A 13555-nucleotide genomic window follows, 5' to 3' on the forward strand; every position below is an offset into this window, starting at 1 on the left:
GGAATAAAATCCCATTCAGACGCCGGATAGATTCAAGCAAGCCAACTTATCGTCGAAATCGGTGTTGCAAAAACGGGAGTGACCATAGATTCCGTTTTCTAAGCGGATCCCTTAAACTACCCCGCGCAGGTCACAACATATGGACAATGACCATAAACGGCTGTAATCCTGGGTTTTAGACCCGTGAGTTAGAATCATTGCCAGAGGTTCATCAGTGTCTATTTATAAGAGCCCTCTATTCGGTTCGCGCTGACGCGCCAGGCGGCTCCGACGAACGAAGAGGGGGCGCGTTATTCATACGAAGGAATGTAAGATGCTTTTGCCAGATTCAAGCTTTACAAAAACCGTATATCAATCGGCATTTGAAGAATGAGTCGTCAGCTATTTGTTTCTCTGGATGGGCCCAAGGGAGCCGGTAAAACCACACTTTTGGAGGCCATTACGAAAGTACTAAGGGCAGACAACAAGAAGGTGATCCGACTTTGCGAGAAAAAAAGCGATCCCTACAGGAGGGAAACAATGGCCCTCGTTAACAAGCTCGCCAGAAATCCCACCCTGGATTTAGAATTGGAGGTTTGTGAGCGCTTTGCTGATAGCCGTGCCTGGATTTCCCAGCAAGTGCTGACTAAACAGCCACCGGACAGCATTATCTTGATGGATCGCTGGTACCCATCGGATGCTGCGTTTCGCCGGATGGTTCCATTTGCAGAGATTTTACAGCTTAACATTGAACGAAACGTGCGAACGCCAGACCTGCATGTCGGGGTTGTTACTGCGGCAGATATTTCATGGGCAAGGGCCGCGGCCCGACCACGTGGGCTAAGTAGTACTGTGATTCATAAGCTGGAAGAGCATGTCGCTTGTACCAAGGCGTTCGAGCGAGAAATTGCAGAGAACGGCTGGGTTTTATGCCGAAATGAAGGAACGATCGAAGACGCAACGATGAAGGTGATTTCTGAGATCTACAGAGTGCTTGGATGCCCCATAGGCATCGGTTTTGCGGGCTAAGCTCCCGCCAGTAATTACGGCAACCTATTCCGTCACTCTCCGCCCCAGCGTGAGCCTAAGATTTGTATTGCGTTTTCACCTTCAAAACGGGCAGGCATTATAGGCTTTGATTAACTCATCACTAATAGGATGAACAAAATGCAGCTCACTGGCGTGCAGCATCAGCCGCGGCGTCCTTTCGGTGCCAGGTATCAGGAGGCCGCCATACAGGTCACAGCCCAAAATAGGGTGGCCCAACTGTTGGCAGTGAATGCGTAGTTGATGGGTGCGCCCGGTCTCCGGGGTTAGCTCTACCCGCGTCAAAGGCAGTAACGTCCCGTCTTCCAACTCGTGATACAAACGCTCAACGACACGATAGCGGGAGCGAGCTGGCTTGCCGTGAATTGAGCAGATCGACATCAGCGGGAACAGCGCCGGGTCTTTGGCAATCGCAGTGTCTATCACCCCGTTGTTATCTTTCAGGTGTCCACAGAGCAGTGCGCTGTAAACTTTGGTCACGGTGCGCTGGCTGAACTGTTGGCAGAGGGCGGCGTTGATAGCCTTGTTGCGGGCAACTACCATCAGCCCGGAAGTGCCGAAATCAAGGCGGTGAATCAGAGTGCAGCCGGGGAATATCTTTACCAGCCGATAATGTACCGAATCGAGATTTTGCGGATTCTTCCCAGAGAGGCTGAGCAGCCCGGTGGGCTTATTGATAAGCACCAGGTGATCGTCCTGATAGAGGATCTCTATCTCGTCATGACACGGCGGGGCAATAAAGGTATCGAAAATCGTAGACATCAGGCTGCCGGATGGGGAGTGGATGTGGATAATAACGAATTTTCAGCTGGCTGGCGAATCTTGCTGTTAGCCTAATGGATCAACGGTAATTTTTGATGAAAGTGATACTTGTACGACACGCGCAAACGGAATGGAATCAGCGCGGCATTATCCAGGGACATATGGATAGCCCAGTAACGAAGCGAGGTGCGCTCGAGACATCAGCGTTACTTGAAGCGTTAACAGACGCTGCTTACCCTACAGACTGTGTCTACGCATCTCCCCTTGGTCGTGCCTGGCATATGGGGCAGGCACTGGCGGATTGTTTCCTCTGCCCGTTGGTTGCTGAACCCGCGCTGAAAGAGCAGGCATTCGGTCATTATGAAGGGATGACACGGGAGCAAATACAATCTGACTATCCCCGTGAAGCAGAGTCGCTATTTGCGCGAGATGCGCAGTTTTGTCCCCCTGACGGCGAATCACTGACACAGGCTTCTCAGCGAGTTATCAATTTTTTGCACAGCCAACAAGCGGTAGCTCCACACCAGACAATATGCATAGTGTCTCACGGCCAAGTCAGCCAGGGCGTTCTGGCATTGCTCAAAGAGGGAAGAATCGACAATTTTTCCAGTTATGCTCAACCGAACGCGAGCTACTCTGTTTTAGACTTGGCTGGGGATAAATGCGTCACTCTCCGATGGGGGATCGCAACACATTTACTTAAGCTGTTGTGATTCATCTGAGCAATTATTAAGACCGGGAAAGCGCACCCGGTCACTATGCCGATATTCTGTGAGTTATCGCCACAGCTAAATGTGCAACTGACCATTTATCAGCGTGCAACTCTGCCCACCAACCCAAGGCTCACCGTCAATAAAACGAACGCTAACCCGGCCATCTCGATGCAGTTGGGTGCCTTGTCGAACCTGATACCCCTGCGCCGTCGAGCCACCATCGGGGAAGTTATTGGCTTTCAACAAACGGGCTAGGCAAGCATTGGCACTGCCAGTCACTGGGTCTTCAACCAACTTGTCCCATTCAACCAGAAACGCTCGCATTTCATAATCTGCTGGTTCACCCGATGAATAGCTACCATAAATCACCACGCCATCAACATGATGATCAGTTTGCAGCTGTTTAATCATGGCTTGATTCGGCGTCATCGTCAGGCAGGATTGAGCGCTTGGCATACGTACCATCAGCCAGCGAATGCCCATGTCGGCAATCACCGGCATCGTATCGGCTTGAATAACCGCAGGCAGAAAAGCGGCCGTTAGCGTTTCCCTTTCTTCTGAAGTCAGCGTTCGAAGCGTTACCGCTGGTGCAGCAAACGCCAGCGTTCCTTCAGGTGAGATATTGACCGCAACCAGACCAACCCCGCATTCTTGCATCACCACACCCGGCTGTTTGGTCACCAGCCCAGCCTCCAGTAATGCATGAGCCGTACCCAATGTCGGATGCCCGGCAAAGGGTAGCTCTTTTTCCGGGGTAAAAATGCGCACCTGATAATCTGCCAGCGGATTAGTCGGTTTGAAAACAAACGTCGTTTCCGAAAGGTTGGTCCAGCGAGCTAATGAAAGCATCTGCATCTCATTCAAGCCCTCTGCCTCCAGGATCACCGCCAAGGGATTTCCCTGCAATGGCGAAGTGGTAAATACATCCACCTGTTTATAGGCGCGAGGTTTCACATCATCTTTTCTGAGCATTTGCCGTAATCCGCTAGATACAAGGCTTGATGATAGCGCTATTAAATGACTGACATCAATTGCTAATACCTTAAATTGGTTGGGTTTTGTGATAACCAGACACTGGCCGTGGTGTTACACGCGGAATTTAACGATTGATTTAGCACCATCGGTTATCATTCAAACCAATAGAAAAACTTTTAACAGATGCTAAATTTTACCGTTTGCCGCCCAACATCAAGTTCTACAAACTAAGCGCGTCTGATAGAACCCTTAACCCTCAATTACGGAAAATCGCAATGTTGAAGAAATCCCTATCCTGTGTGCTGTTGCTCGCCACCTCAGGTTCAGTGTTTGCAGCTCCGCAAACGGAAAAACAAATAGCCGACATTGTAAATCGCACCGTTGCGCCATTGATGAAAGAGCAGGCCATTCCCGGCATGGCCGTGGCGGTGATTTATCAGGGCCAACCTTACTACTTCACCTGGGGATTGGCAGACGTTGCCGGCAAGAAGCCAGTCACGCAGCAGACCTTATTCGAGCTCGGTTCGGTCAGTAAAACGTTCACAGGGGTACTGGGCGGAGATGCTATTGCTCGCGGTGAAATCAACCTTGGCGATCCGGCGAGCAAGTACTGGCCAGCGCTGTCGGGCAAGCAATGGCAAGGGATCACTTTGCTGCACCTGGCGACCTATACCGCCGGTGGCTTACCGTTGCAGATACCGGAAAACGTTACCGATGAAGCATTGCTGCTGAATTACTATCAAACTTGGCAACCGCAATGGGCTCCAGGCACCAAGCGCCTTTACTCGAACGCCAGTATTGGCCTGTTTGGCGCACTGATGGTTAAACCGTCAGGCATGAGTTTTGATCAGGCGATGACCAAACGCGTGTTCCAACCGTTGAAGCTATCGCAAACCTGGATAAACGTGCCGCAGCAGGAAGATAAACACTACGCCTGGGGCTATCGCGATGGGAAGGCGGTTCGCGTTTCTCCGGGCATGCTTGATGCCGAAGCCTACGGCGTCAAGTCGACGATAGAGGATATGGCAAGCTGGGTGCAGGCCAACATGGAGCCTGCCAACGTGAAGGATGCCTCACTGCAGAAGGGGATTACGCTTGCCCAGTCGCGCTACTGGCATGCCGGTGATATGTATCAAGGTCTAGGTTGGGAAATGCTGAACTGGCCGGTTAAAGAGAAAACCGTGGTCGAGGGTAGCGATAATAAAAACGCATTGGCACCGCTGAGCGTCACAAAAATCACTCCGCCAGCGCCACCATCAAGCGCCTCTTGGGTACATAAAACCGGCTCGACCGGCGGGTTTGGCAGCTACGTAGCCTTCATTCCTCAACAGGATCTCGGCATCGTGATGCTGGCGAACAAAAATTATCCTAATCCTGTGCGCGTTGAGGCGGCTTACCGCATTCTTGAGGCGTTGCAGAAGTAATGGATTTACACGGGCGCAGCATGTGCTGCGCCCCTAGATTTTTAGCCCAGCAGTCTCAGGGGGCATATTGTCCCCTCATCTAACCCAAGTCCAAGTTATTTTCCATCACAAAAAATAGATCAATCTCCTTAATCAAACTTACAGCCTAGCTCGCTCTGTTCTATACGAAGGGTGATTCTGGTTACTTAAAAATCATTCGTTCACGTAAACCTTGAGCTTTATCATAACTTTACTGCATAGTTGATTGATTATCTTGACCTATCATTAATTTGTGGCAACATTCAGACACACCTTGTCTAGGATAAACTTCAGCAAAAATTGGGTTTGATCTTGATTAACCACGAAAGGTAATCAATGACCGTAGCTATTCTTATTGAAAGTTTATGCCACTTGGGGATAGGTTGAATATCATAAAGTATATTATTATTTTTCAAAGGGATGTATTATCATGAATATAAAAAGTTTATTTTTATCAGTATCTATTTTGGGTGCCTTACTTCTAAGTGGTTGTGCTAGTGTCCCACTGGCAACAGAGCAAGAGTCCGTACAAGCTAAAAGCTTCACAACACCGGATGAAAATAAAGCTGGTTTGTATATTTACAGGGATAGTTTTGTTGGCAAAGCGCTAAAAAAAGATATCTATGTTGATGGTAAATGCATTGGTGAAACAGCAGATAAAACGTTTTTCTACACACAGGTAACTGGTGGGGAAAAGCACAAAATTTCAACGGAGTCAGAGTTTTCTCCAAATGACCTGTCCATCTTCACTGAGTCTGGAAAGAATTACTTCGTCAGGCAATATATAAAGATGGGTGCTTTTGTTGGTGGTGCTGGCCTCAGTCAGTCGACAGAAGAGGAAGGGAAAAGAGTGATCTCAAAGCCAGGAGTTAAGCTTGCCAAAGAAGGACGTTGCGACAACTGATACGACTCGATAAAAGTAGTAAGGTGCCGTTGCCTTTAAAAGGTGGCACCTTAATCTCTCTGCTTGGGTATGCAAGTAGGGTAAATGTGGGTTATCTAACGCACAATCAATGACAAAACCCACCAAGTTCCTCAACTACCCCAACGACTTTTCAGGTAATTGACGGCCTGCTGGGTCTGTGGTTGATTAAGATAATCCTCTCTGAACAGGATCGTACCTTTAATTTGCGATACGGATTCATTCAAATCCAGCTGCTTTTGTAGCTCCAGCACGCCACCGTTGACCATCCAATCAGGCTCGTTCTTTGACGGAATACCCACTTTATACAGCGCCACACCGATATAAAGACGCGTATTGGTGGCGGTCACCACATTGGCCCACCATTTGGCGAGCACATCATAACGGGCCGCGTCACGCGCGAAGGGCCAATACAGCTGTGGGGCAATGTAATCCAGCAGCCCAAGCTGTACCCAACTGCGGGTGTCAGCATAAGATTCATCATATGCCGCTGCACCTCGCGTATTGGAACCTGCCACATCATGTGAGTGGTTACGCCATACGCCAGAAGGGCTGACACCAAATTCAACGTCGGGCTTCAACTTTTTGATCGTACGAGAAACTTGCCCAACCAATTGCTTGGTGTTGTCTCGCCGCCAGTCCGCTTTGGAGCCAAAATGTTGACCATACTTTTTGAACGTCTGGCTGTCGTTGAGCACAGAACCAGGGGACTCAGCATAGAAATAATCATCAAACTGCACGCCATCAATATCATAATTGGCAACCACCTCCGCGACGATGCTGGTGATCCAGTCCCGCACCTCCGGGATACCTGGGTCGAGCACGAATCGGTCGCCTGCGGTGCGGATCCAGTCAGGGTGTAGCACATAGACGCTGGCTGGCTGCTGCGACAATGTGCGGTTCAGTTTATCAATGGTTACTGGTTTGGTGTTAACGGACACTCGGTAGGGGTTAAACCAGGCATGGACTTTCATGCCGCGCTTGTGAGCTTCATCCAGCATAAACTGCAGCGGATCATAGCCTGGGTTGTCGCCGATATTCCCCGTCAGCACATCTGACCATGGCAAAATTTTTGATGCCCAGAGGGCAGTGCCATCAGGCTTAACCTGGAAAAAAACGGTGTTAATACCCAGCGTCTTCAGTTTATCCAGCTTGCCCTTCAGTGCTTCCTGCTGTTGGCGAATGCGGATGTCTGGGCTGCTGGCATTAACCGATGTCACTGGTGGCCAATCGAGGCGGGAAACGGTTGCCAGCCAAACGCCGCGCATCGGTTCCTGGCTTTGCCCTGATTTATCCGGGTGTGGCTGTTTTGCCACCGAAGGCAACGGAGTGACTAAGGATTTCGCAGGTTCAGAGGTGCAACTGGCCAGTGAAAGCACACCGGCAAGAAGTACGCCCAGTTGTTTAACTTTGGCAAAGCTATGAGAACAGGCGATGATTCGCTCCGGCTTCTATTGATTACTCATTGGGGAGAGCCCCAACACAATCTTATCATTCTCTTATTATTCGAATTTTAGTCAATACCGGTAGGCCGGATTGATTAAACGCTAGCCTACTGTCGTGACCCGCAGCATCGTTTCATCAGCGTTTTTGACGATTCATATTGACGCTCTTTTGGAGGCTGCAAACCGCTATCAGAGCGAGATGAGGTATACGGGACGGCCAATCAGTTACCGAAAACTCATGGGGACAACGTTGCGGGTCAAGGGATTGGAGTACGACCGTTAATCTACCGTTTAAATCCTCTACACTATTATTAGTCACTCACATCATTAAAGGGAAAGATCATGAAAGCACATTACCTGACCGTGACCTTGGCATTTGGCTTGTTTAGCCTACCAGCAGTCGCAGGGAATTCAGACGCTGTCGCGGTATATTCCACACAACAGAGCCAGGGTTCTGCCGCGATTGGCAGCCATGTCTTCTATACCAAGGATTTCACCGTTGCCGTGACTAACCTGTCCGATAAAGATATCGATCTCAGTAAGTTATGTTTACAAGCGTCCTCTGCTAACGGTAAAGTGTTTGAACTAGACACCGTCGATGAAAAGCTAATGTCTGGGATTTTAAAGCCTAAAGCGATGGTAAAGGGATTGGCCGTATTCGCGTCAAATGACGAGAGTGTTTATAACGCCTCGTTGGTGAAAATGAGTGATAAGTGCCAATAGGGTTATATTTCCTACAGGATCAGGAGCACTTATAAAATAACTTCTTCAATTTAACTAAAGAATCTTTTATGAACAAACGCCTATTTGCTGTTTTTCCCGCCATTATTCTTTCAGGCTGTGCTGCCACATGGGAACCGTTAGGTACGCCAACACTGCCCCTGCAAGAGGCAAATAACCTTTGCGATACTGAGTCATTAGCTCAGTATCCGGTTAAAAATGAGGTCGCTACCAGAAGCGTTGAAAAGCAGGTTTCATTGAAATGCAATAAAGATGACGATGGATGTAACAGCAGTGGTTATAAATATGAAAATAAACTAGGCGTTGAAAGCTATCCCTTGGACGTAAATATAAACAGCCGGAAAGCCGCATTTACTGCCTGCATGGCAAAAAAAGGTTGGAAAAACACCAGCTGGCTATAAAAGAGTTGTGTTCCGGGCTGATACAACGCCCGGAGCTCGCCCTTTGTGAGGCGACCGAACGTGCCACTATTTAATTAGGGCACTCCTCTTCTGCATCAACTCTGTCGCAGATCACCTCAGCACCTGAACACGGCACCGTACCACCTTCCTCGCACTTTTCAGGCTTTTCGGTGCTGGTGGCATCGCAGGTTCTGACTATGTTCGCTGGTGGGATGCTGTTTGTACGCATGCAAGGAAACCGACAATTCACCACGGCGTGGTGAGCGTGAAGGGCTTGGCATTGCTAGTCGATCCGCAATTCGGCAGCGAGCAGCTCCAGCATGGCATCCACTTTTGGCTGCAGTTGTCGCCCGATGGGCCACACCAGATTGAGCGGCAGGCCATCAGTCGTCAGTTCCGGTAGGATTTGCACCAATTCACCACGTGCAATTTCATCGCAGACCAGCCAGGTTGCCAACTGTGCGATACCGCATCCGGCCTTGACCGCGGCAACCTGAGCCTCGCCATTGCCGACAATAATGCGGCCTTCCATCGTTCGCCGCTCAATTAATCCTGCATCATGTGCGATCAGCCACGGGCCCGTGGTTCCATCGGCCTTGCCATAGAGCACGGCATCATGACGAGACAGTTCGGCGGGGGATGTCGGGGTGCCATTGCGGGCTAGGTAACCAGGCGAGGCGCAGAAAATGAGACGTTCGCAGCCCAGGTAGCGATGGCCAACTGAGGTAGGCCAATGATCCGGACCACCGATACGCACCGCCACGTCAATGGCTTCTTCAAGCAAATCAACGAAGCGATCGGTCAAGGAAACATGCGGGCGTAAGTGCGGGTGCTGCTGTGAGAACTGGAGCAGCAACGGCCAAACACGTAGGCGGCCAAACGTCGCTGGTGTGTCCAGCCGCAGACGACCCACCGGTTCGCTATGCTGTGCGGCGAGTACGGCTTCAGCTTCTTCCAAATCGGCCAGCACTCGTACGCAAGTGCGGTAGAACGCGGCCCCTGTATCCGTCAGAGCCAAGCGGCGGGTTGTGCGCTCGAACAGCCGAGTCCCAAGCCGATCCTCAAGGCGTGCCACACTTTTGCTGACGGCAGAGCTGGTCAGGTGCAATTGCTCTGCCGCTGCCGTGAAACTGCCTGCATCGGCCGTTGCCACGAAGGTTTCGATGCCCTTAAGCCGCTCCGATGGGATCATGTTGGCCTCTCTTACTAAGGAATTAAATTCAATAATATCGGTAAAACATATCAATAATAAGAATTTATTTCTTAAATATACTAAAGGCAACAGCAAGTCCCCATGTAGGAGCCTTTTTGATGTCTTGTATTACCGCACCGGGCACCGCCATTTCGGCGAGTCGTAGCCGCCTTTCCATCGTCATTCTTGCGGTGGCGGCTTTCGTCATTGTCACGACCGAATACCTGATCGTCGGACTATTGCCAGCACTGGCACGCGACTTGGATATTTCAATTTCCGCTGCCGGCCAGTTCGTTACCCTGTTCGCCTTCACAGTGATGCTGTTCGGCCCTGTGCTGACTGCGTTGTTGTCACACATTGAACGTAAGCGCCTGTTCATCGCTATTCTGATGATCTTTAGCGTTTCAAACACTCTGGCCGCAATCGCTCCGAACGTTTGGGTGCTTGCGATTGCCAGGTTCATTCCTGCGCTGGTGCTGCCAGTATTCTGGGGGACGGCCAGCGAGACGGCCGGACAGATTGCCGGGCCGCATCGTGCCGGTCGCGCAGTATCACAGGTGTATCTGGGGATCTCAGCCGCCTTACTGTTTGGCATTCCACTGGGTACGCTAGCGTCGGACATCATCGGCTGGCGTGGCACCTTCTGGATACTGGCCGGGCTGTCGCTGGTTATGGCATTGGCCCTGGCGGTCTTCATGCCGACCCTGGCACGCCCCGAACGGCTGAGGCTGGCAGAGCAGACACGCATCCTCAAAGACCCGTATTTTGTCGGTAACGTTGTGTTATCGGTCGTTGTGTTCACCGCAATGTTTACGGCTTACACTTATCTAGCCGACATGCTGGAGCGCATCGCTGGTGTGGCTCCGGCGCAAGTCGGTTGGTGGCTCATGGGCTTCGGTGCTATCGGCCTGGTCGGAAATTGGCTTGGCGGGCGCTTTGTGGACCGCAGCCCACTGGGCGCTACCGCCATATTCTCATTATTGCTGGGCATAGGCATGATGGCCAGCGTGCCAGTGGCAGACTCGCTCATTCTGTTATGGTTGGCTCTTGCGCTTTGGGGTATCGCCTATACTGCACTGTTTCCAATCTGTCAGGTAAGGGTGATGAAGTCCGCTTCACACGCTCAGGCACTAGCCGGAACGTTGAACGTCTCTGCTGCCAATGCCGGTACGGGTCTTGGCGCCATTATCGGTGGCCTGGTGATCCCCCAATGGGGTTTGGAAAACATCGGTTACGTCGCCACAGGCATCGCGATAGCAGCCATTTTAATGTCGGCTTGGCTTGTACGCTTTCGGCGGCAAAGCGCGGAATAAGCAGCAAAGGGCAGGTGACCGTTCATGCGGTCACCTTGGCAAAAATCACGTCTCAAATAAATTGCTTCAATCTTTCAAAGCCTTGCTCCAGATCGGCTTTCAGTTCATCCATATCCTCCAGCCCAATCTGCAAGCTCTCTACGACCGTTGTCTTTCAGAACTCACCTGACACATTCAAAATACGGACAATTAGGTATCAGAAATCGTATTTTGTACATTATGATACTTTCATGTGTCAAAATGGATTTGTGAGACTTACATGGTTTTACTAGGCTACGCCAAGGTACCGGATTTTGGCGATATTCTCCTTAAATTCATGCCAGTGATATTGTTTCTAATGCTATATGTTACAGGTGCGAATGCCGCAAACATTAATGGTGTTGGGATCAAAAAACTTGAAGTTGTCGACCCTATTGATCATCACCCAATAGAAACGGTGGCGTTCTTTCCAAGTTCTGGGCTTTCGGGGGTTACAAGCATTGGTCCCTATAAGATTTCAGCGTCCAAATCGGTCCCCATTGGGAGCGATTCATATCCGTTGATTCTGCTTTCGCATGGAAACATGGGTAGTATGTGGGGGCATCATGATCTGGCCACAGCCATCGCCAAGCAAGGATACATCGTCGTAAGCGTGACCCATTCGGGCGATAATTTTCAGAATTCGAGTCGAGTCGGGGCTACTAGCACGATCTACGGACGCCCCTTGCAAGTATCTGCTGCTTTGTCGGCAGCTCTAAAAGATTCGGTGCTAGCGCCACATACTGATAAAGATCGAATAGGATTTTTGGGGTTTTCTGCCGGTGGAACAACAGGTTTGATACTCGCAGGAGGCAAGCCGACTCTTACTCGCCTTGTAGAGTACTGCGCGAAGCGCCCGAACGACCGTCATGTTTGCGAAGCGAAGGGCCATATCAGGCTTGATCATCCCGAACTAGCCGCGTCAGCCGATCCGCGTATTCGGTCATTCGTCCTGCTTGCTCCCTTAAGTGTCATTTTTACACCAGAGGGATTGAAACCAGTTAAGTCACCGTTACTTATTTTTGTCGGGGACAAGGATGAGGAATTATCTCCTGATGATAACGCGATAGCATTGGCGAGTGAGACAGGGGCTTCATTACAGGTCATTCCTAACGCCGGCCATATCACCATGCTCACCTGATATGAGCCGTACGATGCCGGATTTATGTACGGATCGTAAAGGCATAGATCGTGTCGCGATCCATCAACGCATTATTACCGAGATAGCAACTTTCTTCAAAAAATCGCTTGGTGCGAAATAGTGGATAGATGATTTTGTCTGCTACCTTGGGAGTGACGGAGTTTTTTAATAAATTGATTTAACAGGATTTAATGGTGATTATTATTGAAAGTCTAAAGACAAAGTATCCGGGGGCCATTGCATGGCCATTTGGCGATTCCGCCGAAATGGCAGACGAGCTAGCAGACCTGGTTATTAAAGGGGTAAAAACCGCAACCTGCTGTTCGCTTTCATCTTTCAAAAATGAAGAAGAATCACCAACGATCGGCGGCTACAGCATTATCCTCAATGGCAAGGGTGATCCAGTCTGTGTCATCAGGACGATCGCTATGCGGATAATTCGTTTCTGCGATGTGACAGACGAACTTGCGAAAAAAGAAGGCGAGGGAGATCTAAGCCTCAGGTACTGGAAGCAAGGGCACAAAGAGTTCTTCCAAAGAGAAGGGAGTTACTCCGACACAATGGAGCTGGTAACAGAAGAGTTTGAACTGGTCGAGTTGTTGTAATATATGCTCCTGCGGTGCCGTAAAATAAATGGAAATAGGGTGAATTTAAATGCAGCTGATTTATCCCAGTGATTACTTTAATCCCGCGAAGGCCGATGAAACCTTTGAGCAGGAGTTTAGCTGTGCCAGACAGAATGGATTAGCCTGTGTGCTGCTGTCGTCTGAACACGTCTCGATGGGAAAATACAAGTTCTCTCAAAGTTTTGAGCCAGATGTCCCCGTGATATGGCGTGGATGGATGCTGAGCCCGGAAGAATATCAACAACTCCATAGAGCCGTTTCGCTAAGCGATGGGCAACTGCTTGAATCATTTGATGATTACATTCGGTGTCATTACATCACTGGCTGGTACGCTATTTGCCAAAAGTATACGCCGGAGACCGTATTGGTCAGTGCAGATGCTGATTTCGATAAGCTGACCGATCAGCTTAAGTGGCCTTGTTACTTCGTTAAGGATTATGTTAAATCATTAACCACCTCCAGAGGCTCTGTTGCCGTAAATGCCGATGAGATCCGCGAAGTGTTGAAATCCATTGAGCACTTCCGTGGGAAAATTGAAGGGGGAGTCAGCCTTAGACGTTTTGAAAATTTTGTCCCCGAGAGTGAGCGCAGATATTTTTCGTTGAATGGCAAAGTTTTCTCTGCAGACGGAATCATTCCAGAAGTGGTTATTGAAATCGCGCAGCTCATCGATGCTCCATTTTTCTCCATCGATATGGTTGAAAATGATGCGGGTCAGCTTCGGCTTATAGAGATCGGGGATGGGCAGGTATCCGACATCAAGGAATGGCCGGTTGAGCGTTTTGTACGGATGTTTATGGAGCCACAGGCGCGTCTTAGGGGCGCATAAACGCCCCAA

14 protein-coding genes are annotated in these 13555 nt (G+C 49.9%); 10 read left to right on the plus strand and 4 right to left on the minus strand.

Going from position 1 to position 13555, the window contains the following annotated elements; all coding sequences use genetic code 11:
* Positions 1–369 precede the first annotated feature (369 nt).
* On the plus strand, positions 370–1008 hold the full coding sequence (locus tag A6U95_RS14855; protein ID WP_065685005.1) for a dTMP kinase: 639 nt from the start codon (positions 370–372) through the stop codon (positions 1006–1008).
* Positions 1009–1089: 81 nt separating this feature from the next.
* Here the strand turns inward: A6U95_RS14855 and A6U95_RS14860 are convergent, their stop codons facing one another.
* Entirely contained in the window at positions 1090–1788 is a 699-nt protein-coding gene (locus tag A6U95_RS14860) for an RluA family pseudouridine synthase (protein WP_065685006.1), read from the minus strand.
* 95 nt (positions 1789–1883) lie between these two features.
* On the opposite strand from A6U95_RS14860, the gene A6U95_RS14865 reads away from it, so the two are divergent.
* Positions 1884–2501, plus strand: coding sequence for a histidine phosphatase family protein (locus A6U95_RS14865; RefSeq protein WP_065685007.1), 618 nt, complete (start codon positions 1884–1886; stop codon positions 2499–2501).
* Positions 2502–2576: 75 nt separating this feature from the next.
* Here the strand turns inward: A6U95_RS14865 and A6U95_RS14870 are convergent, their stop codons facing one another.
* Positions 2577–3473, minus strand: coding sequence for a PhzF family phenazine biosynthesis protein (locus A6U95_RS14870; protein WP_065685008.1), 897 nt, complete (start codon positions 3471–3473; stop codon positions 2577–2579).
* Between the two features lie 278 nt (positions 3474–3751).
* On the opposite strand from A6U95_RS14870, the gene blaSFDC reads away from it, so the two are divergent.
* Positions 3752–4900 carry an SFDC family class C beta-lactamase gene (gene blaSFDC, locus A6U95_RS14875; RefSeq protein ID WP_065685009.1) on the plus strand — a complete coding sequence of 383 codons (1149 nt, stop codon included), beginning with the start codon at positions 3752–3754 and terminating at the stop codon, positions 4898–4900.
* A 448-nt stretch (positions 4901–5348) separates the two neighbouring features.
* Positions 5349–5822, plus strand: a complete 474-nt coding sequence (locus tag A6U95_RS14880) for a DUF2846 domain-containing protein (protein ID WP_059200813.1) — start codon at positions 5349–5351, stop codon at positions 5820–5822.
* A 131-nt stretch (positions 5823–5953) separates the two neighbouring features.
* Here A6U95_RS14880 and A6U95_RS14885 read toward each other — a convergent pair whose 3' ends face one another.
* Positions 5954–7108: a glycoside hydrolase family 10 protein gene (locus A6U95_RS14885; protein WP_065685010.1), complete on the minus strand. Its 1155-nt coding sequence runs from the start codon at positions 7106–7108 to the stop codon at positions 5954–5956.
* A 519-nt stretch (positions 7109–7627) separates the two neighbouring features.
* Between A6U95_RS14885 and A6U95_RS14890 the strand changes: the two genes are divergently transcribed.
* Together A6U95_RS14890 and A6U95_RS14895 are read left to right on the plus strand one after the other, a co-directional pair.
* Complete coding sequence (locus A6U95_RS14890) at positions 7628–8008, plus strand: DUF4354 family protein (protein WP_065685011.1); 381 nt, start codon at positions 7628–7630, stop codon at positions 8006–8008.
* A gap of 68 nt (positions 8009–8076) precedes the next feature.
* Entirely contained in the window at positions 8077–8427 is a 351-nt protein-coding gene (locus A6U95_RS14895; RefSeq protein ID WP_065685012.1) for a hypothetical protein, read from the plus strand.
* A 283-nt stretch (positions 8428–8710) separates the two neighbouring features.
* On the opposite strand, the gene A6U95_RS14900 is transcribed toward A6U95_RS14895, so the two are convergent.
* Entirely contained in the window at positions 8711–9619 is a 909-nt protein-coding gene (locus tag A6U95_RS14900) for a LysR family transcriptional regulator (protein ID WP_065685013.1), read from the minus strand.
* Positions 9620–9738: 119 nt separating this feature from the next.
* Between A6U95_RS14900 and A6U95_RS14905 the strand changes: the two genes are divergently transcribed.
* The 4 genes from A6U95_RS14905 to A6U95_RS14920 all read left to right on the plus strand — a co-directional run bounded on the left by A6U95_RS14905 (position 9739) and on the right by A6U95_RS14920 (position 13546).
* Positions 9739–10932 (plus strand): MFS transporter, encoded by a 1194-nt coding sequence (locus A6U95_RS14905; RefSeq protein WP_065685014.1) that lies wholly within the window; start codon positions 9739–9741, stop codon positions 10930–10932.
* Positions 10933–11191: 259 nt separating this feature from the next.
* Positions 11192–12091, plus strand: coding sequence for a dienelactone hydrolase (locus A6U95_RS14910; RefSeq protein ID WP_083196377.1), 900 nt, complete (start codon positions 11192–11194; stop codon positions 12089–12091).
* A 191-nt stretch (positions 12092–12282) separates the two neighbouring features.
* Positions 12283–12696, plus strand: a complete 414-nt coding sequence (locus tag A6U95_RS14915) for an ASCH domain-containing protein (protein ID WP_337049035.1) — start codon at positions 12283–12285, stop codon at positions 12694–12696.
* Between the two features lie 49 nt (positions 12697–12745).
* On the plus strand, positions 12746–13546 hold the full coding sequence (locus A6U95_RS14920) for an ATP-grasp domain-containing protein (RefSeq protein WP_065685015.1): 801 nt from the start codon (positions 12746–12748) through the stop codon (positions 13544–13546).
* The last annotated feature ends 9 nt before the right edge of the window (positions 13547–13555 follow it).

This window comes from Serratia sp. 14-2641 (genome assembly GCF_001692375.1).
Taxonomy (GTDB): domain Bacteria; phylum Pseudomonadota; class Gammaproteobacteria; order Enterobacterales; family Enterobacteriaceae; genus Chania; species Chania fonticola_C.

Bases quoted from the DNA above. Each gene is read 5' to 3' on its own strand.
- A6U95_RS14855 (WP_065685005.1), top strand. From the start codon at position 370: ATGAGTCGTCAGCTATTTGTTTCTCTGGATGGGCCCAAGGGAGCCGGT.
- A6U95_RS14860 (WP_065685006.1), bottom strand. From the start codon at position 1,788: ATGTCTACGATTTTCGATACCTTTATTGCCCCGCCGTGTCATGACGAG.
- A6U95_RS14865 (WP_065685007.1), top strand. From the start codon at position 1,884: ATGAAAGTGATACTTGTACGACACGCGCAAACGGAATGGAATCAGCGC.
- A6U95_RS14870 (WP_065685008.1), bottom strand. From the start codon at position 3,473: ATGCTCAGAAAAGATGATGTGAAACCTCGCGCCTATAAACAGGTGGAT.
- blaSFDC (WP_065685009.1), top strand. From the start codon at position 3,752: ATGTTGAAGAAATCCCTATCCTGTGTGCTGTTGCTCGCCACCTCAGGT.
- A6U95_RS14880 (WP_059200813.1), top strand. From the start codon at position 5,349: ATGAATATAAAAAGTTTATTTTTATCAGTATCTATTTTGGGTGCCTTA.
- A6U95_RS14885 (WP_065685010.1), bottom strand. From the start codon at position 7,108: ATGCGCGGCGTTTGGCTGGCAACCGTTTCCCGCCTCGATTGGCCACCA.
- A6U95_RS14890 (WP_065685011.1), top strand. From the start codon at position 7,628: ATGAAAGCACATTACCTGACCGTGACCTTGGCATTTGGCTTGTTTAGC.
- A6U95_RS14895 (WP_065685012.1), top strand. From the start codon at position 8,077: ATGAACAAACGCCTATTTGCTGTTTTTCCCGCCATTATTCTTTCAGGC.
- A6U95_RS14900 (WP_065685013.1), bottom strand. From the start codon at position 9,619: ATGATCCCATCGGAGCGGCTTAAGGGCATCGAAACCTTCGTGGCAACG.
- A6U95_RS14905 (WP_065685014.1), top strand. From the start codon at position 9,739: ATGTCTTGTATTACCGCACCGGGCACCGCCATTTCGGCGAGTCGTAGC.
- A6U95_RS14910 (WP_083196377.1), top strand. From the start codon at position 11,192: ATGGTTTTACTAGGCTACGCCAAGGTACCGGATTTTGGCGATATTCTC.
- A6U95_RS14915 (WP_337049035.1), top strand. From the start codon at position 12,283: ATGGTGATTATTATTGAAAGTCTAAAGACAAAGTATCCGGGGGCCATT.
- A6U95_RS14920 (WP_065685015.1), top strand. From the start codon at position 12,746: ATGCAGCTGATTTATCCCAGTGATTACTTTAATCCCGCGAAGGCCGAT.